This window comes from Bradyrhizobium sp. USDA 4451 (assembly GCF_054822585.1).
In genome coordinates, this window is record NZ_JBTRCH010000001.1 from 1,926,690 (window position 1) to 1,951,645 (window position 24,956).

Annotated in this window: 20 protein-coding genes and 1 pseudogene; 6 read left to right on the forward strand and 15 right to left on the reverse strand. The window is 64.6% G+C overall.

All coding sequences use genetic code 11. The features are described from left to right. Positions 1 to 61: 61 nt before the first annotated feature. From rimI to murJ, 6 genes are all read right to left on the reverse strand, one after another. A complete protein-coding gene (rimI, locus tag ACVMB0_RS08885) occupies positions 62 to 547 on the reverse strand; it encodes a ribosomal protein S18-alanine N-acetyltransferase (RefSeq protein ID WP_456751157.1) in 486 nt (161 codons plus the stop codon). Continuing rightward, complete coding sequence (tsaB, locus tag ACVMB0_RS08890) at positions 544 to 1,239, reverse strand: tRNA (adenosine(37)-N6)-threonylcarbamoyltransferase complex dimerization subunit type 1 TsaB (RefSeq protein ID WP_456751156.1); 696 nt, start codon at positions 1,237 to 1,239, stop codon at positions 544 to 546. The genes rimI and tsaB overlap by 4 nt, the downstream gene beginning before the upstream one ends. Positions 1,240 to 1,325: 86 nt before the next feature. Further along, complete coding sequence (locus tag ACVMB0_RS08895; RefSeq protein ID WP_456751155.1) at positions 1,326 to 1,895, reverse strand: NifU family protein; 570 nt, start codon at positions 1,893 to 1,895, stop codon at positions 1,326 to 1,328. Positions 1,896 to 2,039: 144 nt separating this feature from the next. Further along, complete coding sequence (locus ACVMB0_RS08900) at positions 2,040 to 2,534, reverse strand: universal stress protein (RefSeq protein ID WP_456751154.1); 495 nt, start codon at positions 2,532 to 2,534, stop codon at positions 2,040 to 2,042. Between the two features lie 140 nt (positions 2,535 to 2,674). Next, positions 2,675 to 3,727 (reverse strand): tryptophan--tRNA ligase, encoded by a 1,053-nt coding sequence (gene trpS / locus ACVMB0_RS08905; RefSeq protein WP_456751153.1) that lies wholly within the window; start codon positions 3,725 to 3,727, stop codon positions 2,675 to 2,677. A gap of 85 nt (positions 3,728 to 3,812) precedes the next feature. After that, positions 3,813 to 5,348, reverse strand: a complete 1,536-nt coding sequence (murJ, locus tag ACVMB0_RS08910) for a murein biosynthesis integral membrane protein MurJ (RefSeq protein ID WP_456751152.1) — start codon at positions 5,346 to 5,348, stop codon at positions 3,813 to 3,815. A gap of 239 nt (positions 5,349 to 5,587) precedes the next feature. Here murJ and ACVMB0_RS08915 point away from each other — a divergent pair, with 239 nt between their 5' ends. Both ACVMB0_RS08915 and ACVMB0_RS08920 read left to right on the forward strand, forming a co-directional pair. Next, on the forward strand, positions 5,588 to 6,919 hold the full coding sequence (locus ACVMB0_RS08915; protein WP_456756372.1) for an IS1182 family transposase: 1,332 nt from the start codon (positions 5,588 to 5,590) through the stop codon (positions 6,917 to 6,919). 189 nt (positions 6,920 to 7,108) lie between these two features. Continuing rightward, the gene (locus ACVMB0_RS08920) at positions 7,109 to 8,110 is read left to right on the forward strand and encodes an adenosine kinase (RefSeq protein ID WP_461345961.1); all 1,002 of its coding nucleotides are present in this window, start codon (positions 7,109 to 7,111) and stop codon (positions 8,108 to 8,110) included. Positions 8,111 to 8,306: 196 nt separating this feature from the next. Here ACVMB0_RS08920 and ACVMB0_RS08925 read toward each other — a convergent pair whose 3' ends face one another. Together ACVMB0_RS08925 and ACVMB0_RS08930 are read right to left on the reverse strand one after the other, a co-directional pair. Further along, entirely contained in the window at positions 8,307 to 10,010 is a 1,704-nt protein-coding gene (locus tag ACVMB0_RS08925; protein WP_461349623.1) for an AMP-binding protein, read from the reverse strand. A gap of 156 nt (positions 10,011 to 10,166) precedes the next feature. Further along, positions 10,167 to 11,360: a serine hydrolase domain-containing protein gene (locus ACVMB0_RS08930; protein ID WP_461345962.1), complete on the reverse strand. Its 1,194-nt coding sequence runs from the start codon at positions 11,358 to 11,360 to the stop codon at positions 10,167 to 10,169. Positions 11,361 to 11,708: 348 nt separating this feature from the next. On the opposite strand from ACVMB0_RS08930, the gene ACVMB0_RS08935 reads away from it, so the two are divergent. Then, on the forward strand, positions 11,709 to 12,032 hold the full coding sequence (locus ACVMB0_RS08935; RefSeq protein WP_456751149.1) for a hypothetical protein: 324 nt from the start codon (positions 11,709 to 11,711) through the stop codon (positions 12,030 to 12,032). Positions 12,033 to 12,281: 249 nt separating this feature from the next. Next, the gene (locus ACVMB0_RS08940; RefSeq protein WP_461345963.1) at positions 12,282 to 13,778 is read left to right on the forward strand and encodes an NAD-dependent succinate-semialdehyde dehydrogenase; all 1,497 of its coding nucleotides are present in this window, start codon (positions 12,282 to 12,284) and stop codon (positions 13,776 to 13,778) included. Positions 13,779 to 13,843: 65 nt separating this feature from the next. Here ACVMB0_RS08940 and ACVMB0_RS08945 read toward each other — a convergent pair whose 3' ends face one another. Continuing rightward, positions 13,844 to 14,743 carry an amino acid ABC transporter substrate-binding protein gene (locus ACVMB0_RS08945; protein ID WP_461345964.1) on the reverse strand — a complete coding sequence of 300 codons (900 nt, stop codon included), beginning with the start codon at positions 14,741 to 14,743 and terminating at the stop codon, positions 13,844 to 13,846. Between the two features lie 205 nt (positions 14,744 to 14,948). Here ACVMB0_RS08945 and ACVMB0_RS08950 point away from each other — a divergent pair, with 205 nt between their 5' ends. Next, positions 14,949 to 15,587: a GntR family transcriptional regulator gene (locus tag ACVMB0_RS08950; protein ID WP_461345965.1), complete on the forward strand. Its 639-nt coding sequence runs from the start codon at positions 14,949 to 14,951 to the stop codon at positions 15,585 to 15,587. A gap of 49 nt (positions 15,588 to 15,636) precedes the next feature. Next, positions 15,637 to 17,013, forward strand: coding sequence for an NAD(P)/FAD-dependent oxidoreductase (locus ACVMB0_RS08955; protein ID WP_461345966.1), 1,377 nt, complete (start codon positions 15,637 to 15,639; stop codon positions 17,011 to 17,013). A gap of 109 nt (positions 17,014 to 17,122) precedes the next feature. Here ACVMB0_RS08955 and ACVMB0_RS08960 read toward each other — a convergent pair. The 6 genes and pseudogenes from ACVMB0_RS08960 to ACVMB0_RS08985 form a co-directional block, all read right to left on the reverse strand. Next, positions 17,123 to 19,277, reverse strand: a pseudogene (locus tag ACVMB0_RS08960) (SLC26A/SulP transporter family protein). Between the two features lie 239 nt (positions 19,278 to 19,516). Beyond that, the gene (locus ACVMB0_RS08965) at positions 19,517 to 20,875 is read right to left on the reverse strand and encodes a hypothetical protein (RefSeq protein ID WP_461345967.1); all 1,359 of its coding nucleotides are present in this window, start codon (positions 20,873 to 20,875) and stop codon (positions 19,517 to 19,519) included. Positions 20,876 to 20,889: 14 nt separating this feature from the next. Next, positions 20,890 to 21,705 carry a hypothetical protein gene (locus tag ACVMB0_RS08970; protein WP_461345968.1) on the reverse strand — a complete coding sequence of 272 codons (816 nt, stop codon included), beginning with the start codon at positions 21,703 to 21,705 and terminating at the stop codon, positions 20,890 to 20,892. A gap of 234 nt (positions 21,706 to 21,939) precedes the next feature. Then, positions 21,940 to 22,734, reverse strand: coding sequence for a crotonase/enoyl-CoA hydratase family protein (locus ACVMB0_RS08975; RefSeq protein WP_461345969.1), 795 nt, complete (start codon positions 22,732 to 22,734; stop codon positions 21,940 to 21,942). 244 nt (positions 22,735 to 22,978) lie between these two features. After that, positions 22,979 to 23,893, reverse strand: coding sequence for a phosphoribosylaminoimidazolesuccinocarboxamide synthase (locus ACVMB0_RS08980; RefSeq protein ID WP_461345970.1), 915 nt, complete (start codon positions 23,891 to 23,893; stop codon positions 22,979 to 22,981). Positions 23,894 to 24,034: 141 nt separating this feature from the next. Next, positions 24,035 to 24,952, reverse strand: a complete 918-nt coding sequence (locus ACVMB0_RS08985) for a pirin family protein (RefSeq protein WP_461345971.1) — start codon at positions 24,950 to 24,952, stop codon at positions 24,035 to 24,037. Positions 24,953 to 24,956: the final 4 nt, after the last annotated feature.

Genomic DNA, 24,956 nt, shown 5'->3' on the forward strand with positions numbered 1-24,956 from the left:
CAAGCCTTGGGTCCAAGCCTTGAGGGGCAGAGCAGGGCGCTGTTCTGCCATCGCGCCGATGTTACGACAAGTCGCGCCGCATCAGAAGCGCGTTCAAATGTTCCCCGCCCGGCTGCTTGTAATAGCGTTCACGGCGGCCGATCACGCCGAATCCGGCCCTTTCGTAGAGCCGTCGCGCCGGCGCATTGTTCTCTTCCACTTCGAGGAAGATGGTGCGGATGCCGCGGCCGGCAAGATGGCCGAGATGGGTCAGCAGCAGGTCGCGCGACAGGCCGCGCCCGCGCTGATTGGAATCGATCGCAATCGAGAGGATTTCGGCTTCGTCGGCGGCCATCCGCGACACCGCAAAGCCGATCACCTTGCGGCCCTGCCGCAGCCGGTGCACCAGCGTGTTGCGCTCGGTCAGCATCGCCTCGAATTCGCCTTCGCCCCAGCCGCGATGAAACGACGCGCCGTGCAGTTGCGCGAGCCGCGCCGCGTCACGCAACGATGCGGGCTCAACCGCGGGCGGACCGCCGCCCCACCATCGCGACAGAACGCCGATCATGTCGATGGCGGCGCGCTGATGACGAGGCGATCCTTCGGCGGCTTGGCGTCGGGCGCGCGCAGATAGAACGGCCGCGGCGGCGCGGTCTCGGGATCGACGGCGGCGCCGACCCAGGCGACCCAGGTAATGTCGGGCGCGGGTTGCCTGTCGACCTTCACCGGGGGAGCCGCATCCGCAGGCCAGCGCTCGGCGAGAATGTTGGCGGCGTTGCCGACCAGATGCAGCGCGCCGAATTGCGCGGCTTCGAGCGCTTCCGCGATCGGCGCCACCTTCGGCTTGAGCATCAGGCCGCCGTCGCCGCCGACCAACTGGAAATAGACGTGGTCATGCCGCGCATCGATCGCCGACAGGATGGCATGCTCGCCATTCTTGGCGACCACGGGCGCGGCGTAGGCGGCGAGCGTCGATAGCCCGACGATCGGCTTCGCGGCCGCGAGCGCAATGCCGCGCGCCGCAGAGAGGCCGACGCGCAGGCCGGTGAAGCTACCGGGACCGGTCGTGACCGCGATGCGGTCGAGCCCGGCAAAACCGATGCCGCTCTCTTTCATCACCCGCGCAATCAGCGGCATCAGCGCTTCGGCATGGCCGCGCGGCATCGGCTGCGATTCGCTCGCGATCGTATTGCCGGAGGTGGTGTCGAGCACCGCCGCGGAGCAGGCGTCGAGCGCGGTGTCGATGGCGAGAATCATCATGGGAGGGCGAATGGCGAGTGGCGAATAGCGAATGGACTATCAGGGTGGATCCCCATTCGCCATTCGCTACCCACCATTCGCCTCCATTACATCGGCCGGACTTCCTGCACGTCGGGCACGAAGTGCCGGAGCAGGTTCTGGATGCCGTGTTGCAGGGTGGCGGTCGATGACGGGCAGCCGGCGCAGGAGCCCTTCATGTTGAGATAGACGATGCCGTCCTTGAAGCCGCGGAAGGTGATGTCGCCGCCGTCATTGGCGACCGCCGGACGCACGCGGGTCTCGATCAGGTCCTTGATCTGCTCGACGGTTTCGGCGTCGGCCTCGTCGAAGAATTCGTCGCCCTCGTCGCGTGCATCATCGCTGCCGACGGTGCCGTCGGCGAGCAGCGGCGCGCCGGACATATAGTGCTCCATGATCGCGCCGAGGATCGCGGGCTTGAGATGCTGCCAGTCGCCGTCCGCCTTGGTCACGGTGATGAAGTCGGCGCCGTAGAACACGCCGGTGACGCCGGACACGGCGAACAGCCGTTCGGCGAGCGGCGAGCGGGCGGCGGATTCGGCCGAGGAGAATTCCATGGTGCCGGTGTCGAGCACCAGGCGGCCCGGAATGAATTTCAGGGTGGCGGGATTGGGCGTGGCTTCGGTCTGAATGAACATTTGCTGTCTCCGGCGTCGCCGGTTCAAGGCCGGCGCGTTGGGTTCCCCCTTCAAATGGCAACTAAAAAGCCCGCGATCAAGCTGCAAAACCGCGGTTCCACGGCCGCACCCATGCTCTGGCGCCGGTTTCGGGGCCGATAAGGCTTACGACAGGGCGTCGATCTCGGCGTCGGTCAGGCCGCCCGGCACAATGGTCACCGGGATCGGGAACGCGCCCATGGTCTTGGCCATGGTGGTGATGATCGGCCCGGGCCCCTCGGCCCCCGGATTGGCGGCCAGCACCAGCATGGCGATGTCGACGTCCTTGTCGATCACGTCGAGGATCTGCTCGGTCGGGTCGCCCTCCCGAATCACCCGCTCCGGGGTGATGGCGGCGATCCCGTTGGCGCGGCCGGCGGCGCGGTCGAGCGCCTCGTTGGCGGCCTCCTCGGCCTCCGCGCGCATGATGTCTGCGACCCCCAGCCATTGCTGGTTCTGGTCCTCGGTTTCGATCACCCGCAACATCAAGACGCCACCGCCGACCCGGATCGCCCACCGGCTGGCATAGTAGACCGCGCGGTCCCACTCCGCGGTGTCGTCAACGATGACGAGGCATTTCGGCTTGTGACCTTGCTCGTAGCTGCGTCGCTGGGTGGTCATGCATGTCCCGGTGCTGAACCAACAAGCATGATCCGGAAAAGTGCGCAGCGGCCTTCCGAAAAGATCATGCTCAAACGAGACCCATGCTGCCATACTCCCTCGCCGTTGGGGAGAGGGAGCGCGCAGGTCTGCCGGTGGTGTCAGCGCGGGCGGATGAAGCCGACGATGTCCTTGGTCATCCGCATGGTCTCGTCGGCGATGATCCGTGCACGGTTGGCGCCGTCGGCCAGGATCGCATCGACGTGGCCGGGATCGGCCACCAGCCGCTTCATTTCGCCGGCGATCGGCGCCAGCTTCGCGACGCAAAGCTCGACCAGCGCATTCTTGAAGCTGGAGAATTGCCCGCCGCCGAACTGGTTGAGCACCTCCTGCTTGGAGATTTCGGCGAGCGCCGCGTAGATGCCGACCAGGTTGTCGGCTTCGGGGCGGGTCTCCAGGCCCTTTTCCTCCGACGGCAGCGGTTCCGGATCGGTCTTCGCCTTGCGGATCTTCTGCGCGATGGTCTCGGCGTCATCAGTGAGGTTGATGCGCGAATTGTCCGACGCGTCGGACTTCGACATCTTCTTGGTGCCGTCACGCAGGCTCATCACCCGCGTCGCCGGACCCGTGATGAACGGCTCCGGCTGCGGGAAATAAAGGCCTTCATTGAAGCCGTGGCTGCGGATCGAATCGCCGAAATCGTTGTTGAACTTCTGCGCGATGTCGCGGGACAGCTCCAGATGCTGCTTCTGATCCTCGCCGACCGGCACGTGGGTGGCGCGATACAACAGGATGTCGGCCGCCATCAGCACCGGATAGTCGTAGAGACCGACGGAAGCGTTCTCGCGGTCCTTGCCCGCCTTCTCCTTGAACTGGGTCATCCGGCTGAGCCAGCCGACGCGGGCCACGCAGTTGAATATCCAGGTCAGCTCGGCATGGCCGGCAACCTGGCTCTGGTTGAACACGATATGCTTCTTTGGATCGATGCCGGCAGCGATGAAGGCCGCGGTCACCTCGCGGGTGTTCCGCGCGAGCTCGGCCGGGCCGCCCCAGACATCGACGCCTTGCGTGATCGCGTGCATGTCGACGACGCAATAGATGCAGTCATGGGTCTGCTGCATCTTCACGAAGTTGACGATGGCGCCGAGGTAGTTGCCGAGGTGCAGATTGCCCGTCGGCTGGACGCCTGAGAAAACCCGTTCAACGAACGCCATGGTCTAATTCCCGGAAATAGGCTGCTTTTGCGGGCTCGTTTGCCACTTAAGCTCCGCGTGCGCAAGTCAGGCGCGCGTGCGCAAGTCAGGCGGGGCGTCTTTGCCTGACGGCGTTAACCGCCTCGCGCCACCCGGTGACGCCGAAAAGCTGCAACAGGAGCCCGTAACCGGCGATGCCGGCCGCGATCAGCACGAGCAGCGAGGCCGCCTGCACCAAACCGTGTGCTGCGGTGGGCAGGGCGCCCTCTGCGAGCCACAGCAGGGCGCCCATCGCGAGCGCCGCGGCCAGGATGCGCGGCAGCCGCCGGCGCGCCGCGGGATCGATCGAGAAGCCGAAGGTCGCGGCGCCCTTGCGGATCAGCGTCAGCGCGTTGCTCCAGGCGCCGAGCGCAATGCCGGCGGCAATTCCGCTGGCGCCGAAGATATGGCCGAGCAGGAAGGCCGCCGCGATCGCGACCACGATGGCCTTCAGCGTCGCGAATAAGGGCGTCAGCGTATCCTCGCGGGCAAAGAATGCCGGCGACAGCGCCTTCACCAGCACATGGGCCGGCAGCGCCAGCGTCAGCCAGATCAGCGCCTGCGCGGTCGCCGCGGTATCCTCCGCGGTGAACGCGCCATGCTCGAACAGCATCCGCACGATCGGCGTGCTCAGCACCATCAGGCCGAGCGTGGCCGGCAGCGCCAGCCCGACCGCGAGCTCGAGCCCGCGCGATTCCGCATGCGCGATCGCGGCGTGCTCGCCGCTGCGCACCGCGCGCGTCATCTCCGGAATCAGTACCGTGCCCATCGCGACGCCGACGATGCCGAGCGGCAGCTCGAGCAGGCGGTTGGCGAAATAGAGCCAGGACACCGCTGACGGCGAGGTCGACGCGATCACAGCGCCCGCCACGACAAGCCATTGCGGCGCGCTGCTGGCGACCATGCCGGGGACCGCGCGGCCGAGAAAGCCGCGCATCTCGGGATCGAACGAGACGCGCAGCGGCGAAGCAAGCTTTGCGCCGCGCAGCGCCAGCATCGACAGTTGCAGGAAGCCGGCGACGCCGATCGTCGCGGCCATGACAAGCGCGGCCTGCACAGAATCCTGCTGCCGGGCCAGCAGCACGGCCATCACAGCGATCAGCGCGATGTTGAACAGCAGCGGAGAGAACGCGGTCAGCGCAAAGCGTCCTTGCGCGTTGAGCAGCGCCATCATCACGGTGACCGGGCCGGCGAAGGCGAGATAGGGCAGCATCAGCCTTGCGTCGTCGGCCGCGAATTGCAGCGTGTCGCGGCCGACAAAGCCCGGCGCGATCGCCGCGATCACCAGCGGCATCGCGAAGCCGATCACGAGCGCAGCCGCGATCACGGCGGCGCTGACGGTGCCGAGCACGCGGCCGGCAAACGCGCGCGCCGCCGCTTCGCCATCGCCGTCGCGAACCCTGAGCCATGCCGGCACCAGGGCCGCATTCAGCCCGCCTTCGGCCAACAGCCGCCGCACGACATTCACAAGCTGGAATGCCGCCAGAAAGGCATCGGCCACCGGACCCGCGCCGAGCAGTGCCGCGATCACGGAATCGCGCACGAAGCCGAGGAGTCGCGAGGCCAGCGTCCCCGAGGAGACGGTGAGGAAGGAGCGGAACATCGGGCCTGTATAGCAGCCGCAGGTCTTGTCGCCAGCGGCACTGTACTAAACCCGTCATCCTGAGGCGCGAGCGCAGCGAGCCCTCGAAGGGTGAATCGGCCACAATCCGGGCCGTACATCCTTCGAGACGCGCGTTCCGCGCTCCTCAGAGGGTGTGATTTTTTTGGGGTTTCAGCGAGCATTATAGCCGAAAGCCGGCGCGGTGTGATTCTCTGGCGATGATGGATTCGCGGGAGGTGATGTTGGCTGCCGATGAGTTGTTTGGGGACCTGCCGGAGCAGGCGAAGCCACCAGCCGAAGCGGGCTTGCCCGGCGCTCCGCGGCTGCGTGAGCCCCAGCGCGACCAGATTGCGCTGCGAGCGGTTGATATTGAGAGCCTGATCGGGGAAGACCATCCGGTGCGGCTGATTTGGTCTTATGTCGAAGAGCTTGATCTGAGTGAGTTGGAGGACCGGATCAAGGCTCGCGGCGATCGTCCCGGTCACCCCGCGACCTCGCCCCGGCTTTTGCTGGCGCTGTGGCTCTATGCCGCCAGCGAAGGCGTTGGCAGCGCGCGGGCGTTGGAGCGGCTGTGCGAGAGCCACGATGCCTATCGCTGGCTGTGCGGCGGGGTGTCGGTGAACTATCACCTGCTGGCAGACTTCCGGGTCGGCAACGCCGATCTGCTTGACCGACTGCTCAGTGAGCATCTGGCAGCGTTGGCAAAGGCCGGTCTCGTCGATCTGGAGACCTTGGCGCAGGATGGCATGCGGGTCCGGGCCAGCGCCGGGGCGGCCTCGTTCCGGCGCGAGGCGACGCTGGATAAGCATTTGGCGCAGGCTGAGGCCGTGGTGGAAGACCTCAAGCGCGAGGTCGACACACGCTCGGACGCCAGCAATAAGCGTGCCCGGGCAGCCAAGGAGCGGGCCGCGCGGGAACGCAGCGCGCGGGTGAAGGCGGCGCAGACGGCGCTCGCCGAGATCAAGCAGCAGCGCAAGGAGCGCGAAGAAAGTCGCGGCAACGGCAAGACGCCGAAGGAGCCGCGGGCCTCCACGACGGACGCCTATGCACGGGTCATGAAGATGGCGAACGGCGGCTTCCGCCCCGCCTACAACGTGCAGGTGACGAGCGTGGCCGGGGAGCAGATCGTCGTCGACACCAGAATTTGCAACATCGGATCCGATCGCGGCCTGATGCGCCCCATGCTGGAGCGGCAGCGTGCGCGGCCCGGAGGGTTGCCCAAGGACCATCTCGTCGATGGCGGCTTTGGCAGTGCCGAGGACATCGAATGGGCCTATGCCGAGGGCATCGATATCTTTTGTCCGCCCACTCAATCCAAGCACGGTACCGATCCCTATCTACCGCGGCGCGGCGACGGTCCGGGGGTGTTGGCCTGGCGTGCGCGAATGGCGAGCGAAGAGGGCAAGGCCCGATACAGGTCCCGGTCGATCTGCGAGTGCATCCATGCCCGCTGGCGCAATTGGGACCTGCGGCAATTGACCGTGCGCGGCATCGAAAAGGTCCGTGCCGTCGTGCTCTGGTACGCCCTCGTCAACAACATCCTGCAAGGCAACCGCCTCTCCAGAGCCTAAACAACGGGTCATCGCCGAACTCGAACTCAAACCTGCCAATTGCTGCGACGAACAGCCGCCAAAAACTCCGCAGGAGCCGAATCCGTCACAAGCTCTCAGGATGACGGAAGTAGAGCTTCCCTTGCTGCCCCAAGGCCTAACGTGATAGGTCGCGGCTCTTGTTGGGTGGCGTTAACACAGGGCAGGTCTATGGCTGACGCAAAATATGACGTTCTCGGGATCGGCAACGCGATCTTCGACATGCTGGTGCAGACCGACGAGGGATTCCTCGGCCGTCACGGCATGACCAAAGGTTCGATGCAGCTGATCGACGAGGCGCGCGCCAGCGCGATCTACAGCGACATGGGCGTGGCGACCAAGGTGTCGGGCGGCTCGGCCGCGAACACCATCGTCGGCGTCGGCAATCTCGGCGCCCGCGCCGCCTATGTCGGCAAGGTCAAGGACGACCAGATCGGCAAGCTCTACGTCCACGACATCCGCGCCGCCGGCGTCAGCTTCGACACCGCGCCGGCCAAGACCGGCCCGGCCACCGGCTGCTGCTACATCCTGGTGACGCCGGACGGCGAGCGGACCATGAACACCTATCTCGGCGCCGCGCAGGACCTGACGCCGGACGATATCGATCCCGCCCAGATCGCGTCCGCCAGCATTATCTATCTCGAGGGCTATCTCTGGGATCCGAAGAACGCCAAGGACGCCTTCGTGAAGGCGGCCACGATCGCGCATGGCGCGGGCCGCCAGGTTGCGCTGACGCTGTCGGATTCGTTCTGCGTCGATCGCTACCGCAACGAGTTCCTCGATCTGATGCGCAAGGGCATCGTCGACCTCGTGTTCGCCAACGAATCCGAGCTGCACTCGCTGTACCAGACCTCCGACTTCGACACCGCGCTGAAGCAGTTCGGCAAGGATACCAAGCTCGGCGTCGTCACCCGCAGCGAGAAGGGCTGCGTCGTGATCTCGGGGAATGACGTCACATCGGCACCGGCCTCGCCGATCGACAAGCTCGTCGACACCACCGGTGCCGGCGATCTGTTCGCCGCCGGCTTCCTGGTCGGCCTGGTGCGCAATATCGGCCACGAAAACGCCGGCCGTCTCGGCGCGCTCGCCGCCGCCGAAGTGATCCAGCACATCGGCGCTCGCCCGCTGGTGTCGCTGAAGGAGCTGGCGAAGCAGCAGGGGCTGCTGGTTTAGCCGCCTCTTACCTCGCCCCGCTTGCGGGAGAGGTCGGAATGCATCGCGAGATGCATTCCGGGTGAGGGGGTACAGGTCTCACCCCTGTCGCAACTCGCGGAAGCAGCCCCTTACCCCGACCCTCTCCCCGCATCCGCCTTCGCCCGAAGGCGGGCTTCGGCGGACAAGAGAGCGGGGCGAGGGAGAAGAAAGAGCATCACGCCGTCTTCGCCGCCTTCAATCCGAGCCGCTGCTCGACCGCGTCGCGCATCACGAATTTCTGGATCTTGCCGGTCACCGTCATCGGGAATTCCTCGACGAACTCGACATAGCGCGGGATCTTGTTGTGGGCGATCTGGCCCTGGCAGAAGGCGCGCACTTCGTCCGCGGTCAGCGTCTCGCCCTGCCTGACCCTGACCCAGGCGCACAGCTCTTCGCCATAGCGGCTGTCGGCGACGCCGAAGATCTGCACGTCCTGGATCTTCGGATGGCGGTAGAGGAATTCCTCGATCTCCCGGGGATAGAGATTCTCGCCGCCGCGGATCACCATGTCCTTGATGCGGCCGACGATGTTGCAATAGCCTTCGTCGTCGATCACAGCGAGATCGCCGGTGTGCATCCAGCCATTGGCGTCGAGCACGTCCGACGTCTTCTCCTTTTCGTCCCAATAGCCGAGCATGATGCTGTAGCCGCGGGTGCAGAGCTCGCCGCGTTCGCCGCGCGGCACCACCTTGCCGTCGAGATCGACGACCTTGACCTCGACATGCGGATGGATGCGGCCGACCGTGGAGACGCGGCGCTCCAGGGGATCGTCGGTCGCGCTCTGGAAGCTCACCGGGCTGGTCTCGGTCATGCCGTAGGCGATCGTCACCTCATCCATGTTCATCTCGGTGTTGACGCGTTTCATCACCTCGATCGGGCAGGGCGCGCCGGCCATGATGCCGGTGCGCAGCGACGACAGGTCGAAGCGGGAAAATTCCGGATGGTCGAGCTCGGCGATAAACATGGTCGGCACGCCGTACAGCGTCGTGCATTTCTCCTGCGCGACCGTCGTCAGCGTCGCCAGCGGATCGAAGCCTTCGCCGGGATAGACCATGGTGGTGCCGAGCGTGACCGACGCGAGGTTGCCCATCACCATGCCGAAGCAGTGATAGAGCGGCACCGGAATGCAGATGCGATCCTGCTCGGTCAGACGCATGGCGCGGCCGGTGAAGTAGCCGTTGTTGAGGATGTTGTGATGGGTCAGCGTCACGCCCTTGGGCGAGCCGGTGGTGCCGCTGGTGAATTGGATGTTGACCGGATCGTCGAATTGCAGGCTGGCGCCGAGCGCCGCGAGCTGCTCGCGATGGCGGTCCCCGCCCATCTGCGCGACCTGCTCGAACGGAATCGTGCCCGGTGCCGCCGGCCCGCCGATCTGGATCACGGCGCGCAGTTGCGGCAGCCGCGCCGATCGCAACTGGCCGGGTGTGGCGCTCGCAAGCTCCGGTAGCAGCGTGTTGATCATCTCCATATAGGTCGAGGTCTTGAACGCGGTCGCGGTCACGATCGCGGCGCAGCCGACCTTGCGCAGCGCGAATTCGAGCTCGCTCAAGCGATAGGCCGGATTGATGGTGACGAGGATCAGCCCGGCTTTCGCGGCGGCGAATTGCGTCAGCGTCCATTCCGGCCGGTTCAGCGACCAGATGCCGATCCGCTCACCGCGTTGCAGGCCGAGTGCGAGGAAGCCTGCGGCGACCGCCTCGACACGCTCGGCGAACTCGTTCCAGGTCCAGCGCACATTGTGGCTCGGCGACACCAGCGCCTCGCGATCGCCCCAGCGCGCCCGTGCGCGGTCGAGGCTGTGGCCGATGGTTTCGCCGAGCAGCGGCGTGTCGGAAATACCGCAGACATAGCTGTCTGCCTTGGGGGTGGGTGCCAAGATCGGTGCCAAGATCGTCCTCCTCGTGGTCGTGTTCGTGTCGTCGCGCTTTTTTGCGCGATCTTAGTCGTTTGGTGCCGACGGGACAGGCCCGACCTATGGCGGGTATGAAAAATCCCTCCCGCGAGGGGAGGGATTTCTCGGTGCTTGATTGGAACCTCAGGCCGCTCGCTGCCCGCTGCCGGCGTCGAGTCCGGCATAGATGCCCTTCTCGAAGCCCGCGAAGGCTTCCAGGCTGTGCTTGTCGGCGAACGGCAACAGCTGGGTCAGGATCACGCCGCAGACGTCGCGTGCCGGATCGATCCAGTAATAGGTGTTGGCAAGGCCCGCCCAGGCCAGACTGCCGGCGCTGCGGCCTTCCGGCGTCTTGGCGGTGTTGATCAGGAAGCTCAGTCCCCACTTCTTGACGATGTCGGGATAGAGATCGACGTCGTTGGTGTACATCGGCGCCGCCGTCGGCATCTTCTCGACGGTCAGCTCGCCGATGTGGTTCTGCCCCATCGTCGCGACGGTCTCGGCCTTCAGCACCTGGTTGCCCTTGCCCTTGCCCTTGTTGAGGATCATCTGGCAGAACTTGATGTAGTCGGCCGCGGTCGAATACAGGCCGCCGCCACCCATGTGGAATTCAGGGTTCTGCTCGAGCTCGAACGGGATCGCAGCCAGCGTGCCGTCCTCGCCGCGCGCATGCATGCCGACCAGCCGCTTGCGCATGTTGTCGGAGATCTTGAAGGCGGTGTCGCTCATGCCGAGCGGTGCGAACATGTTGTCGCGCAGATAGGCATCGAGCTTCTTGCCGGATGCCGCCTCCACGGCCTTGCCGACGAAATCAATATTGGTTCCGTATTCCCAGCGCGTGCCGGGGTCGGTCATGATCGGCGTCTTCAACGCGGCATTGAGGCAGGTGATGATGCCCGGCGTGCCGGTCTTCTCCAGATATTTGCCGAGATTGACGTCCCACATGTCGTAGGCGAAGCCGGCGGTGTGGGTCATCAGCTGGCGCAGCGTGATCGGCTTTTTCGCCGGGCGCAGCTGCGGCTCGCCCTTGGCATCGAAACCGTCAAGCACCTGCACCGCGGCGAGATCGGGCAACAGCTTGCCGATCGGCTCGTCGAGCGACAGCTTGCCCTGCTCGACCAGCTGCATCGCGCCCGCTGATGTCACCGCCTTGGTCATCGAGGCGATCCAGAACACGCTGTCGACGGTCATCGGATCGCTCTTGGCGAGATCGCGCTTGCCGAACGCGCCTTCGTAGATCACATCCGTGCCGGTGGCCGCGACGGCGACCACGCCGGGAATCTCCTTTGCCTCGCTCTTCTGCCGCAATACCTGATCAATCTGAGCTTTGCTCTGCATTGGGGGCGTCCTCCGGTGGGGTTTATTGTTTTGAAGTGGCGGGATCATCCTCCCGCTTTTCCGCTCCCGCAAGGCGGCCGCGATGCGGTGATGTCGCGATGTCGTGAAAGGCGGGCCGCACAGGAACGGCCATGCTGAGGAGGCGTTCACCACGCATGCAGATTTTGCGGTGGACTCCGCACAAGCCCGGATGACCCCGGACGGAGGCCACGGTAACGTGATCGGGAGGTTGATTTCCGTACCTGTTTATTTGCATTAACGCATTCAGATTGCTGCACAAAAGGTGCGGCGAATTGGGATGCATTTGACGAAAAGATTCGTCGTTTCGCGCCTTGCGGGGACGCAGCAATGATTTCGACATGGAGTGAATGGAAGCGCTATCCGCGGCCGGGCCGCGGCGAGAACATCGAGGCGCCGATCAGCCCAGGCCTCTACGAAGTCCGCTACGCGGCTACCGGCGCGCTGCACTCATTCGAGGCAGTCGACAATGTCGCCCAGGCGCTGGCCCTGCTGCAGACCGGCACCAAGTCCTGGTTCGGCCGGCGCGATGCGAGGGCGCAGGCCGATCTCGAATACCGGACCTGCGCGACCTCGACCAAGGCGGATGCCAAGGCCGCGGCCGAACGCATGATCGGCCGTCGTGAAACCTACATGTCGGGCGGGGCGGTCTGACGAAAGCAATGTCATTCCGGGATGGTCCGGAGGACCAGACCCTCAGGTGCGCAATTGCGCATCGAGAATCTCGAGATTCCCCGGGGCGCAGTTGCGCCCCTGAGGCTCGATGCTCCGCATCGCCCCGGAATGACGTGGAGAGGGCCGCATTTGCGGGCCAGCAGACTCGCGCCACTGACAATGCATCTCCACGCATTTCCGCTTATATAAGCGGCGAATATCCTTCCAAAGAAATTCAGGAGTAACGCCATGACCCCGCCCGTTGCCGCACGCGCCACGCTATCCGCAGCATCCTCGCTCGAAAGCCGCCTGAAGGACCCGTCGCTGCTGCGCGATCGCTGCTATATCGACGGCGCCTGGGTCGGCACCCCCGAATTCGCGGTCAACAATCCGGCCACCGGCGTCGAACTGATCAAGATCGCGCAGCTGGGCGCCGATGATGCGACCAGGGCCGTCGAGGCCGCGCAGCGCGCGTTTCCGGCCTGGGCCAAGCTGACCGCGAAACAGCGCTCCAACATCCTGCGCAAATGGTTCGACCTGATCATCGCCAATCGCGAGGACCTTGCGCTGATCCTGACCTCCGAGCAGGGCAAGCCGCTGGCGGAGGCGCTCGGTGAGGTCGATATCGGCGCCGCCTATGTCGAATTCTTCGCGGAAGAGGCCCGTCGCGTCTATGGCGAGACCATTCCGACCCAGCGTCCGGATGCGCGGCTGCTCGCGATCCGGCAGCCGATCGGCGTCTGCGGCGCCATCACGCCGTGGAATTTCCCGAACTCGATGATCACCCGCAAAGTGTCGCCGGCACTGGCCGCCGGTTGCACCGTGGTGTTGAAGCCCGCCAACGAGACGCCGCTGTCCGCACTCGCGCTGGCGGTACTGGCCGAGAAGGCCGGCGTGCCGAAGGGCGTGCTCAACATCATCACCGGCGATGCACCGCCGATCGGCAAGGTGCTGTGCGAGCATCCGGCGGTGCGGTTCGTCGGCTTCACCGGTTCGACCAATGTCGGCAAGATCCTGTACCGGCAGGCGTCGGTCGGCGTGAAGAAGCTCGGCCTCGAGCTCGGCGGCAACGCGCCCTTCGTGGTGTTCGACGACGCCGATATCGACGCCGCGGTCGAAGGCGCCATCGTCTCGAAATATCGCAACATGGGCCAGACCTGCGTCTGCGCCAACCGTCTCTACGCCCAAGACAAGATCTACGACCAGTTCGTCGAGAAGCTGTCGAAAAAGGTTGCGGCGATGAAGATCGGCGACGGCACCGAGCAAGGCGTGACGCAGGGGCCGCTGATCAACATGAAGGCGATCGAAAAGGTCGAGCGGCACATTGCCGACGCCGTGAAGGGCGGCGCCAAGATCGTGACCGGCGGCAAGCGCTCGGCGCTCGGCCGCAGCTTCTTCGAGCCGACCGTGCTGTCGGATGTGCGGCCGGACGCGCTGGTGGCGCAGGAGGAAACCTTCGGCCCGCTCGCGCCGGTGATCCGCTTCAAGGACGAGGCCGACGTGATCGCGATGTGCAATGCCTCGCCGTTCGGCCTCGCGTCGTACTTCTACTCACGCGACATCGGCCGGGTCTGGCGTGTCGCCGAGGCGCTGGAGTCGGGCATGGTCGGCGTCAATTCCGGCCTGATCACGACCGAGGTCGCGCCGTTCGGCGGCGTCAAGGAAAGCGGCCTCGGCCGCGAAGGCTCGCGCCACGGCATGGATGAGTATGTCGAGATCAAATACGTGATGATGGCCGGCGTCTGATCGCCGACATTATTTTCTGGCTTGAGCCCGGCTCTGATTGGATCAGGGCCGGGCTTGTTGCTCGGTCACACGCCCTTGTCGTTCGGATTGGCGACGGCGTCCTTCAGCGGCGCCGTCATCGGGAAATTCAGGTTTACGTTCTTCGGTGGAATCGGCCGCGTGAACCATTTGGCGTAGAGCTCAAGGAATTCGCCGCTCTTCATCATCGCAACCAGCGTGTTGTCGACCAGCGCCTTGAACTCCGGATCGCCCTTGCGGATGATCAGCCCGTAGGGCTCGGTGCGCAGGCTGTCGTCGATGATGCGCCAGTCGGCCGGGTTGCGGCTGCCCGCGATCAGGCTCGCCAGCAGGATGTCGTCCATCACGAAGGCATCGCTGCGCCCGGTGGTCAGCGCGAGGAACGACGCGGCATGGTCCGCCGTCAGGATGTTCTTGGTCTGGAAGTTCTTCTCCTGGGCACGCGCGCTCAACAGGCCGATCGAGGTCGAGCCCGAGGTCAGCGCGACCGGCCGGCCGCCGAGGTCCTCGAAGGTCTTGATCGGCGCGTCCTTCTGCACGACAGCGCGGATGCTCGACACGAAGATCGTATTGCTGAAGGCGACGACCTTCTGCCGCTCCAGCGTGTTGGTGGCCGGCCCGCAGACGATGTCGATGGTGCCGTTCTCGATCAGCGGAATTTGGGTCGAGAGCTGGATCGGTTGCAGCCTGATCTGCAACGCCGGCAGCTTGAGTGCACTTTTCACCGCGTCGACGATCCGCCCACAGAGGTCCATCGCGAAGCCGACCGGCTTCTGGTCGTCGTCGAGATAGGAGAATGGGACCGAAACGTCGCGGTGCCCGAGCCGGATCTCGCCGGCGTCGCGGATTTTTGCGAGTGTGCCGCCCGGTGACTGAGCCTGCGCCGCGGCCGATGTCGCGCCTGCGAGAAATGTAAAAAGGATCAATAACTTGACGACTTGATTCATCAGCTTGCTCGCGGACGGCTACCGCATTGGATATGATCGGCCCAGATTTTATACACGGCCATTGCATAATCGGCAAATCGATTTTATACAATCATAGTTAAGTCGGATATCTGAACCCGCCCTCACCATCGAGAGAGTCCGGATGGAACCTGCCGCCGCCCCAAGCCATCGAGGAGCTGGACCTCACGGGTCCGCGCCGGACGCCGTGCGCGAGGCCTTGCGGGCGGCGATCAGTTCGGGCGAGCTCGCCCCCGGACTGCAACTCCGCCAGGACGAGCTCGCTGCGCGGTTCGGGACCAGCCGCATCCCGGTGCGCGAAGCGCTGCGCCAGCTCGAGGCCGAGGGCTTTGTTACCTTCCTGCCCAACCGCGGCGCGGTGGTCTCCGACCTGTCGATCGACGAGGTGATCGAGCTGCTCGAGATCCGGATCGCGCTCGAGTGCCACGCGTTGCGATTGGCGATCCCCGCGATGGGCGAAATCGATCTCGAGGCGGCAACGAAAATCCTGCAGGCCTACGACGCCGAGCCCGATCCGGCGCAATGGGGCGCCTTCAACTGGAAATTCCACGCCACGCTCTACGCGCCGTGCAATCGCCCGCGGCTGCTGGCAATGATCCAGGCGAATTACGGCCATGTCAGCCGCTTCACCCGGGCGCTGGTGTCGCAGGCAACCGGCAAGGAGCGTCCGCAGCGCGAGCACTACCGGCTGCTCGAATTCTGCCGCGACGGTGAGGTCAAGAAGGCGGTCCGCCTGTTGCGCGATCACATCGAGGAAACGCAGAAGACGTTGCGTTCGGCGCAGCGTCAGGCGTTGCGCGATGCCGGTCCAGAGCGGCCGGTCTGATCGCTCCAGCAATGTGAAGCATCACCGGCCCGCTGCGCGCCATGGAGAAATGCGTGTGAAGACCAATGACGTCGAAATCCTGGTGATCGGTGCGGGCATCGTCGGCATCGCCACGGCCTATTACCTCGCCGTCCAGCACAAGCGTTCGCGGCTGTTGATCGTCGACGAGGGCCAGCCGATGACCTTGACCTCGGCGCAGTCGGGCGAGAACTACCGCAACTGGTGGCCGCATCCGACGATGGCCGACTTCACCAACCACTCCACCGACCTGATGGAGGAAATCGCGCGGCGCAGCGACAACCGCATCCACATGACGCGGCGCGGCTATCTCCTGGTCACGCGCGAAGCGAAGCCCGACGAGCTGTTGCAGCAACTCCATGCCGGCTATGGCGCGCAGGCGGCAAAGCTGATCCGTCTGCATGAAGGATCGGGCCGCGGCTATGTGCCGCCGCATTCGGCCGACTGGCAGAGCGCGCCTGATGGCGTCGACGTTCTGCAGGGCCGCGATCTGATTCAGGCGCACTACCCGAGTTTCGACAGGGAAATCGCGACCGCGCTGCATATCCGGCGTGCCGGCGACATCAGCGGCCAGCAGCTTGGCCAATACATGCTGGAGACCATGCGTCCGCTGGGCGCGCAGTTCCAGCAGGCAAAGGTGGTCGGCATCGCGAAGACCGATCGCTTCACCGTCGAGGTGCTGGCCGATGGCGCGCGGCAGACCATCCAGGCCGACCTCATCGTCAACGCCGCCGGCCCGTTCGCGGCGCAGGTCGCGGCGATGCATGGCGAAGCGCTTCCGATCGTGAACGTGCTGCAGCAGAAGATCGCGTTCGCCGATCGCAACCGCGCGGTCGATCGCAAAATGCCGTTCGCGATCGATCTCGACGGGCAGACACTGGCCTGGTCCGACGACGATCGCGAGGCGCTGTCTGCGGCGCCGGAGTTTGCGCGCCTGCTGGCACCGATGCCGGGCAGCATCCATTGCCGGCCGGATGGCGGCGATCACGGCGAGTGGATCAAGCTGGGTTGGGCCTTCAACGCCGAGCAGATCACGGCGCCGGTCCGCGAGCCGGAGCTGAACCCGTATTTCCCCGAGGTCGTGCTGCGCGCGGCGAGCCGGCTGCAGCCGCGCCTTGCGCAATATCTCGGCGCACTGCTGCGCGACCGCGTGCACTACGGCGGCTACTATCCGATGACGAAGGAAAACTGGCCGCTGATCGGAGCTGCGAAAACGCCGGGTGTGTTCCTCGCAACCGCACTCTCCGGCTACGGCACGATGGGCGCCTGCGCTACCGGCGATCTCTGCGCCCGCGCCGTGGTCGGCGCGTCGGCGCCCGCCTTCGCGCGCAGTCTTTCGCTCGCACGCTATCAGGACCAAGCATTGATGGCCGAACTCGCGGCGAGCGAAAGCCGCGGGCTGCTGTAGCTTGACCTTGCTTCAGCTTCGTAGCCCGGATGAAGCGAAGCGAAATCCGGGGCCCTGCCGCCCGGCGACATTCCCGGATCGCGCTTTGCTTCATCCGGGCTGCGCAGCCCTATCGCCGCAGCACCGCGATCGTTCGATTCGCAAACGTCAGCCGCTCCGCCATCACAGAGACGAAGTAAGTCAGCAGCTTGTGGCTGAGCTCGGGGGCCTCGTCGCGGATCGCGGCGAACTGGTGGGTGTTCAGCACATAGAGCACGCTCGCCATCTCAGCCTGGATGGTCGCGCTGCGCGGGGTGTGCGCGACGAGACCCATCTCGCCGATGGTGGTGTAGCGGCCGAGGCTGCGCACCCGCGTGGTGCGGCCGTCCTCGGCGGGGATCATGATGCCAAGTCGGCCGTCGAGGATGAAGTGCATGGAATCGGCGGCGTCGCCAGCGTGCACGATGATCTCGCCGGCGTCGACCTCGATGCGCTGGCAGCGCCGGATCAACGTGTCGGCGTCATCCTCGCTGTCGAGCATCTCCGTGAACCAGCCGCGCAGGTCGGCTTCTTCCTGCGCCAGCTCCTGGTGCTGCGCGATGATCTCGTTCTCGCACCACTCCAGCGCACGGTCGAGCTCGTCGATCAAGGTCACACCCTCGGTGATGAAATCGCTGGAGCGCAGCACCTGCTCGGCCTTGGCCGACAAATGCACCAGCACCAGCTCGACGCCGACCTCGTGCGCGCTGCGCTTGATCTGCGCAAAGCTGTAGGCCGCAGACGAATCGACGCCGGTGACGAGCTTGAAGTCGAACAGCAGATAGCGGCACTCCGCCTGCTCGCGCAGCAGCGCCTTGACGTGCTGGTAGAGCCGGTTGGCGGAGCCGAAGAACAGATAGCTTTGCAGCGTCAGTCCCTGGATCTTGCCGCCATGGGCCGACAACACCTCGCGGTCGTCACGCGAGCGATCCAGCGAGCTGCGGTATTCCGAGCCGTCAAAGCCGTATTTGATCGCCTCGACCCGCGCCGCGCTGAGCGCAAAGGTGGCGCAGCCGATGATGACGCCGATCAGGATGCCGGGCACGAAGCCCCAGGTCACGATGATAACGATGATCGCGAGCAGCGACGCATATTCAGTCTTCGACAGCCGCTTGCGCGATTCGATCATCCATTTGTGCAGCTGGTCGGCGCCGAGATAGAGCAGCAGGCCGCCGAGCACGAATTTCGGCATGTAGCCGAGCAGCTGCGGCGCCACCGCCAGCATCAAGAGAGATATCGCCGCGACGGTGAGTCCCGATCAGCGGGCCGCGCCCGCCGCTGGAGAAATTCAGGATCGAGCGGCTGACCGAGATGCAGCCGGCATAGCCGGCCAGCGCACCGGTCAGGATGTTGGCGAAGCCGGTGATGTTGAGCTCGCGCTCGAGATTGGCCTCGCGATGCACCGCGACCTCGATGCCTGTCGTGTTGAACAACGTGCTCGCCGCCGTCACGAACACGACGGCGATCATGTTGCCGAGCAGGTCCGGCACCGCCGACCATGGATATTGTGCCAGCTCGGCCGCGTGCCACGGCAGCATGAAGGTCGATGCCGGCGGAGGCTCGAAGGTCCAGCCGGTCAGGTGCGCTTCCTCAGGCGTGATTCCGATGATCCAAAAGACAAGATGCGCCACGATCACGCCGCCGACCAGGATGATCGGCAGGCCGAACGGGGTGCGCGAGCGATGCCAGGTCAGATACAGCACCAGCGCCATGGCGCAGGCGGCGCTGAGCTCGGAGATCGTGATAATATTCGTAAAATGGAAGAGAGTGCTGAGCTGCACCGGGTAACCGGTGATCACCCGGATCGCGCCCAGCACGATCAGCAGGCCGGTTGCCCCAAGGAACCCGCCGACCACCGGGTACGGCACGTAGCGAATGGCGCGGCCGAACCGCGTCAACCCCAGGCAACACAGCACGATGCCGGTGACGATGGTCGAGAGCCCGAGCGTGATCAGCACCGGCGCGAGTAGCGGCGCCGTCGGGCCGGCCGCGACGATGCGCTCGACCAGCGAGGCCATCAGGATTCCCGTCACCGCCGCGGTGGAACTGTCGGGGCCGGCCACCGCGAATGGCAGCGAACTGCCGAGTGCAATCAAGCTCGCGAGCACCGCCGAGGAGATGAATGTCGCCGCGACGCCGTATGACAGATAGGGCGACAATGGCCCGGCGAAGATCAGGAGCGCGTAGGACAGCCCGAATGTGATGCCGAGCACGCTGGCCGCACCGCCGCCGAGAATGTCATGCATCGCCCGCCGTGCCCGCGAGCCGAAATAAAGCGACCGACTAATCACGTTAAAAAATATCCTGAACTCTAGCCGCCAGTCGTAGACGAGCTCGGCGCAGGACGACAACAGGATTTTTGTGACAGCCGGTTCCCAACGCGCGCCCGCCGGGGAGCTCGTGACCGGCGATCGCGTCGTTATGAAGTCATCGCGCAAGATCAGCGCGTCGCGAAGTCTTCCCCGGGCGGGAAGTCATGTGCCGCTCATCGCTGATAGAATGCCTTGATGCGCCGTGCCGGCGTCCCAAGCAGGGCTGACAACGGCGTCCGCACTTTCTCCGGCACCTTGAGCCAGAGGTCACGCGCCCCGCCCGTGAGCAGGCGATCTGGCGGCGGCGGTGGGCGAATCGTAATCGGAGCAGTAAGCGGGAGGTGCGGCGTCACCGCCGACCAGCTCTTGCATTGCGCGTCGACGCGCACCAGAGCAAAGGTCTGCCGCCTTTCGCGCGGCGGGCCGAGCGTGCTGGCTTGCTCGATCGCGTCGTCGATATCGCCGACAAACCTGTCGTATCCATATGCGCCGCTCTCAATGACCTCGTGATAGGTGCGATCAACCATGTCTTGAAGGCCGGTCACGTCGGCGAGCCGTTTCAGCACGTCATCGAGATTCTTGTAGTCCTTTCGCAGCGGAATGTAGTGCTCGTCGGGCCTGATCACGTTGGAGTAGGAGCCTTCGAACAATACCAACCCGGTCTTCAGTCCAATCGCTTCGAAGAACTTTGGACTCATCTGGCCCATGCTGACGTTGTTCTCGTGCGGTGCCACGACATTGCTGTAGAGCTCGTCATCGCTGAGCTCCGGATGCTCTCTGGCCATGGTCTGGACTGCGTTGCGAATGTCGCCCCATGCATCCATGACATTGGCGCCGCTCTCCGTGCCGAGCATTGCCCTCGCATCCGTCATGAAGTTGAACCAGGCGGGCCCATTGACGCGCTTGTCTTCCTCCCATTCGATGTCATGAGGAACGTTGCGCGCAGCGCATTCGCTCTTCATGCGCTGCGCGATGGTCGATTTTTCCAATCCCAGTTGCCCGTACCAGATCGGAAGCTTGCGACCCCGATAGGCCAGCCAAAGTCGTCGCTCCGAAAGCGGTCTCGCTAGCTCGAACGGTAGTTCGTCGGGGACGTAGCCGGTCAAGCACGGCCTGAACTTCACGTTCGGGAGTTCGTCGGGCGGATAGAACTTCTCGACAAGCGGTCGGGGCACGGTCGTGAAGATCGTGTCGACGCCAAGTTTTCTGATCAAGGCGCATGCCTTTCGCGGCATGTCGTATTCGTCCTGTATCAGCAGCACCTTCGGTCCGTCGAAGTTGGAGACGAGTTCGACGAAGGAAGGCGACATTGTCTCGAACGGCATGCGCACCGAAAAATGGATGACCAGCGCGTCGAACAGTTCGAGTGGAAAATCGGCCCTGCAGTCGAACGTCGCGGCAGCATAAGCTACGTCATGCCTGGAATGGCGCTGGATCGCCATCAGGTGCTGACGGACGAATTCCGTCGCCAAGGCATTTGGGTCGTACAGAACGAGAATGCTGCGCGATCTGGTCTGAATAACGCTGTGCATCGGCCTTGATTGCCTCAACGATCTCCGGAATGCCGGTCTCGCAGGATGGAAATGGCCGGCGTCGGCCAATCGAACGGATTACCGTACCGGGTGAGATAGTCGTCGACGGTGAGGAAGTAGTACAGGAGATCGGATGGTCGAAACTGCCCCTCCAGCAAAGCTGTAACAAAGGCAACCCGCGAAGCGCTGAGTTGTTCCGTCGCGCCGATGATTGCAATCGCATCCGGTGGGATCGGCTTGCCGGATGCGATATCGTCAAAGCTCGCGATGCAGGCGATCCCGAGTGTCGGATCGATCGCCAGGTGCGGCGCCATGCCACGGTCGCTCAGGAACAGCATTTGATGATTTCCGACTTTTCCTCCGTCCCATCCGACGAAGCTGAGCGGCTTGCGATCAGCCTCACTGAGCAGCAGACGTGAAAAGTAATAGGCCAGCAGTCCGTAATTCGAGCAGTCGAGATATTCGGAATTCAGCAGTGCGCTGAACCCCTGCGACGGGCACCCTTCGCCGTAAGGCTTGAGATTGTGTGCGGCAGTTGAAGCAAAAACATATAAAAGATCAGTGCGGGTCAGGCCTGACCACGCTTTTGGCAAACGCCGCTGCATGTGTTCCAGCGCCGTCGCCGAAACATCGAGAAGAATATCTGGTCGCGCGGCCACTGCATCGCCGGTGACTGCATCGAGGTACGGCATTTCGACGCTAGTGATTTGAGACAGCGCACGCGTTGTCCGTAGCGATGATATTTTTTTTGTGAAACGAAGAAACATTTTGAAATTGAAGGCTGGCGAAAATAGTTCGCCTCGCCTTCTTAGCTCAACATACCGCTCCATGACAGTCGCCGCCCCGGGATTGTGTCATGTGAAGGATGCAATCCGCTGAGGGCGTTGTCAGGTTAAAATTCGGCAAAGCTTCTCATTGCGACGTGTGATCCTCGTCCGTCGGCGTCGTCACACTTCCGGTGCGCACGGCGCAACGTGCTGATCGCTCGACCGAATCTGCGTCACGCAAGCTTCAGGCGATGCGGGGTCTGCTGTGGACCGCCTCGTCTGCGTGACGCAAATGGGCTATTCCTTGCCGAAGGCGCCGTGACGGCCGATGCCGGAGGCGAAGCGTGCCGCACCCGCCAGTGTCTCGCCCGATGCGATCACATCGAGCCCGCCGCGCATCTCGTTCCTGATCGCCTCTTCCTCCTCGAGGTCCCATTGCCGCAGCGCCGACAGGCGGTCGGCACGCATGCAGTTCTGCGGGAATTTTGCGATGTCCTTGGCGAGCGCGATGGCGTGCGCACGCGTCTCGCCCTTTGCAACCAGCCGGTTGGCGAGCCCCATGCGATGCGCTTCGGCGCCGCCGACCGGGCGCCCGGTGAGGATCAGATCGATCGCCTGCGAATGACCGATCAGCCGCGGCAGGCGGATGGTGCCGAGATCGATCAGCGGCACGCCGAAGCGGCGGCAGAACACCCCGAAGGTCGCGTCCTCGGCGACCACGCGCATGTCCGCCCACAGCGCCAGCTCCATGCCGCCGGCGACCGCATAGCCCTCGATCGCGGCGATGACGGGCTTCGAGAGCCGCAGCCGGCTCGGTCCCATCGGCGCGATCGTGTTGTGGCCACCGATCTCGCGCTTCTTCTCGGCATCGCCCGCTGCCACCGCCTTCAGATCGGCGCCGGCGCAAAAAGTGCCACCAGTGCCGGTGAACACCGCGACCGATGCGCTCGCGTCGGCGTCGAAGGCGAGAAATGCGTCATACAATCTGCGCGCTGTCGCGCCATCGACGGCGTTGCGATTGTGCGGTCGGTTGATGGAGATGATGGTGATCGGACCATCGCGCTCGACGAGCACGGAATCGGATTCGGACACGGGGCGCTCCCTGGGCTGTTCTTGTGCCCGGAGAGTGACATCGATAGTGAGGTCCGCGCAATCCCGCGGTCGTGACCCGTCATCCTGAGGAGCCGCCAACGGGTCCGCGCAAAGCGCGGCCGATGACAGCCGCCGCGCGTCTCGAAGGATGCATGGCCACCGGCCGGGCCGTCGACCCTTCGAGACGGCCGCGTTGCGGCCTCCTCAGGGTGACGGTGATATAGCGAATGCGCCGACGGTGCCGCTAAACCTTCAGCTCCGTCCCCGTGACGCGGCGATACGCTTCCAGATATCGCTTGCTGGTCGCATCCACCACGCTCGCGGGCAGCGGCGGAGCAGGAGCGTCGCCGTTCCAGCGGCCGGCGTGGCGCTCGACGTCGAGGTAGTCGCGCAGCGGCTGCTTGTCGAAGCTCGGCTGCGGCTGGCCCGGCTTGTAGGCGTCCGCGGCCCAGAAGCGCGACGAGTCCGGCGTCATCACCTCGTCGATCAGGATGATGCGGCCATCCTGGTCGCGACCGAGCTCGAATTTGGTATCTGCGATGATGATGCCACGGGCGCGGCTGGTCTGCTCGCCGTAAGCGTAAACATCGCGCGCCATCTTCTCCAGCGTCGCCGCAACGTCGGCACCGACGATCTCGCGCACCCGCTTAACCGTGATGTTCTCGTCATGGCCGGCCTCGGCCTTGGTCGCCGGGCTGAAGATCGCGGGCTCGAGCTTTTGGCTCTCGACCAGGCCCGTCGGCAGCTTCTCGCCCGCGAGGGTACCCTTGGCGGCGTATTCCTTCCATGCTGAGCCGGAAATATAGCCGCGGATCACGCATTCGATCGGAAACACGGTGGTGCGCTTGCACAGCATCGCGCGGCCGAGGATGTCGGCGCGATGGTTCTTCAGTCCGGGGACCGCGCGGATGATCTCGTCGGCATCGGCGCTGATCATGTGATGCGGCACGGTGCCTTCGAGCTGCTGGAACCACCACGCGCTGATCTGGGTCAGCACCGCGCCCTTCATCGGAATGGTCTCCGCCATCACCACGTCGAACGCCGAAATGCGGTCGGTGGTGAGCAACAGCACGCGATCGTCCCCGACGGCGTAGATATCGCGCACCTTGCCGCGGCCGATCCGGGGCAGGGGCAAATCGCTGGATAGCATCGCGGTCATGGCGTGATCTTTCAGGCTGGCTTCAACGACGAGCGCCCGCACGAGCCGTGCGGGCGCGGGAGACTAGAGCATGATCCGGAAAAGTGTGCAGCGGTTTTCCGAAAAGGATCATGCTCAAATCAAAGAGTCATACGAATTAGCTCACTCCGGCAGCGGAATGAACTCGTGTTCGTGCGGAACCTGCGCGAAACGGCCGGTTTTCCAGTCCTGTTTGGCCTGCTCGATCCGCTCCTTGGAGGAGGAGACGAAATTCCACCAGATGTGGCGCGGCCCTTCCAGGGCGTCGCCGCCCAGGAACATCATGCGGGTCGGCCGCAGCGTCTTCACGGTGATGCGGTCGCCGGGCCGGAAGATAAGAAGCCGCGGTCCCTGGTGGCGGTCGCCCGCGATCTCGACCTCGCCGTCGACGAGATAGATCGCGCGCTCCTCATGATCGGGATCGAGCGGCACCGAGGTGCCGGCCTGCGCGGTGACTTCAGTGTAGAACCAGGGCGAGACCATGCTGACCGGCGAGGAGATGCCGAACGCCGAGCCCGCGATGATGCGCGCGGTGAAATCGCGCTCGGAGATCATCGGCAGGTCGCCTGCGCCATAATGCTGGAACGAGGGCGCGATCTCTTCCTTGCCCGCAGGCAGCGCGATCCAGCTTTGCAAGCCCAGCATCTTTTGGCCGTCGCGGCGCTGCACGTCGGGGGTGCGCTCGGAATGCGCGATGCCGCGGCCTGCGGTCATCAGGTTCATTGCGCCGGGCTGGATCTCCTGGATGTTGCCCTCGCTGTCGCGGTGCATGATGCTGCCGTCGAACAGATAGGTGACGGTGGCGAGCCCGATATGCGGATGCGGCCGCACGTCCATGCCCTTGCCGGCGAGATATTGCACTGGGCCGAAATGATCGAAGAAGATGAAGGGCCCGACCATCTGCCGCTTGCCATGCGGCAGCGCGCGCCGCACCGCAAAGCCGTCGCCGAGATCGCGGGTGCGCGGCACGATGATCAGATCCAGCGCGTCGCAAGTCTGGGGATCACCGAGTTCGGGATCGGTCGAGGGCTGCCAGCTCATTGCA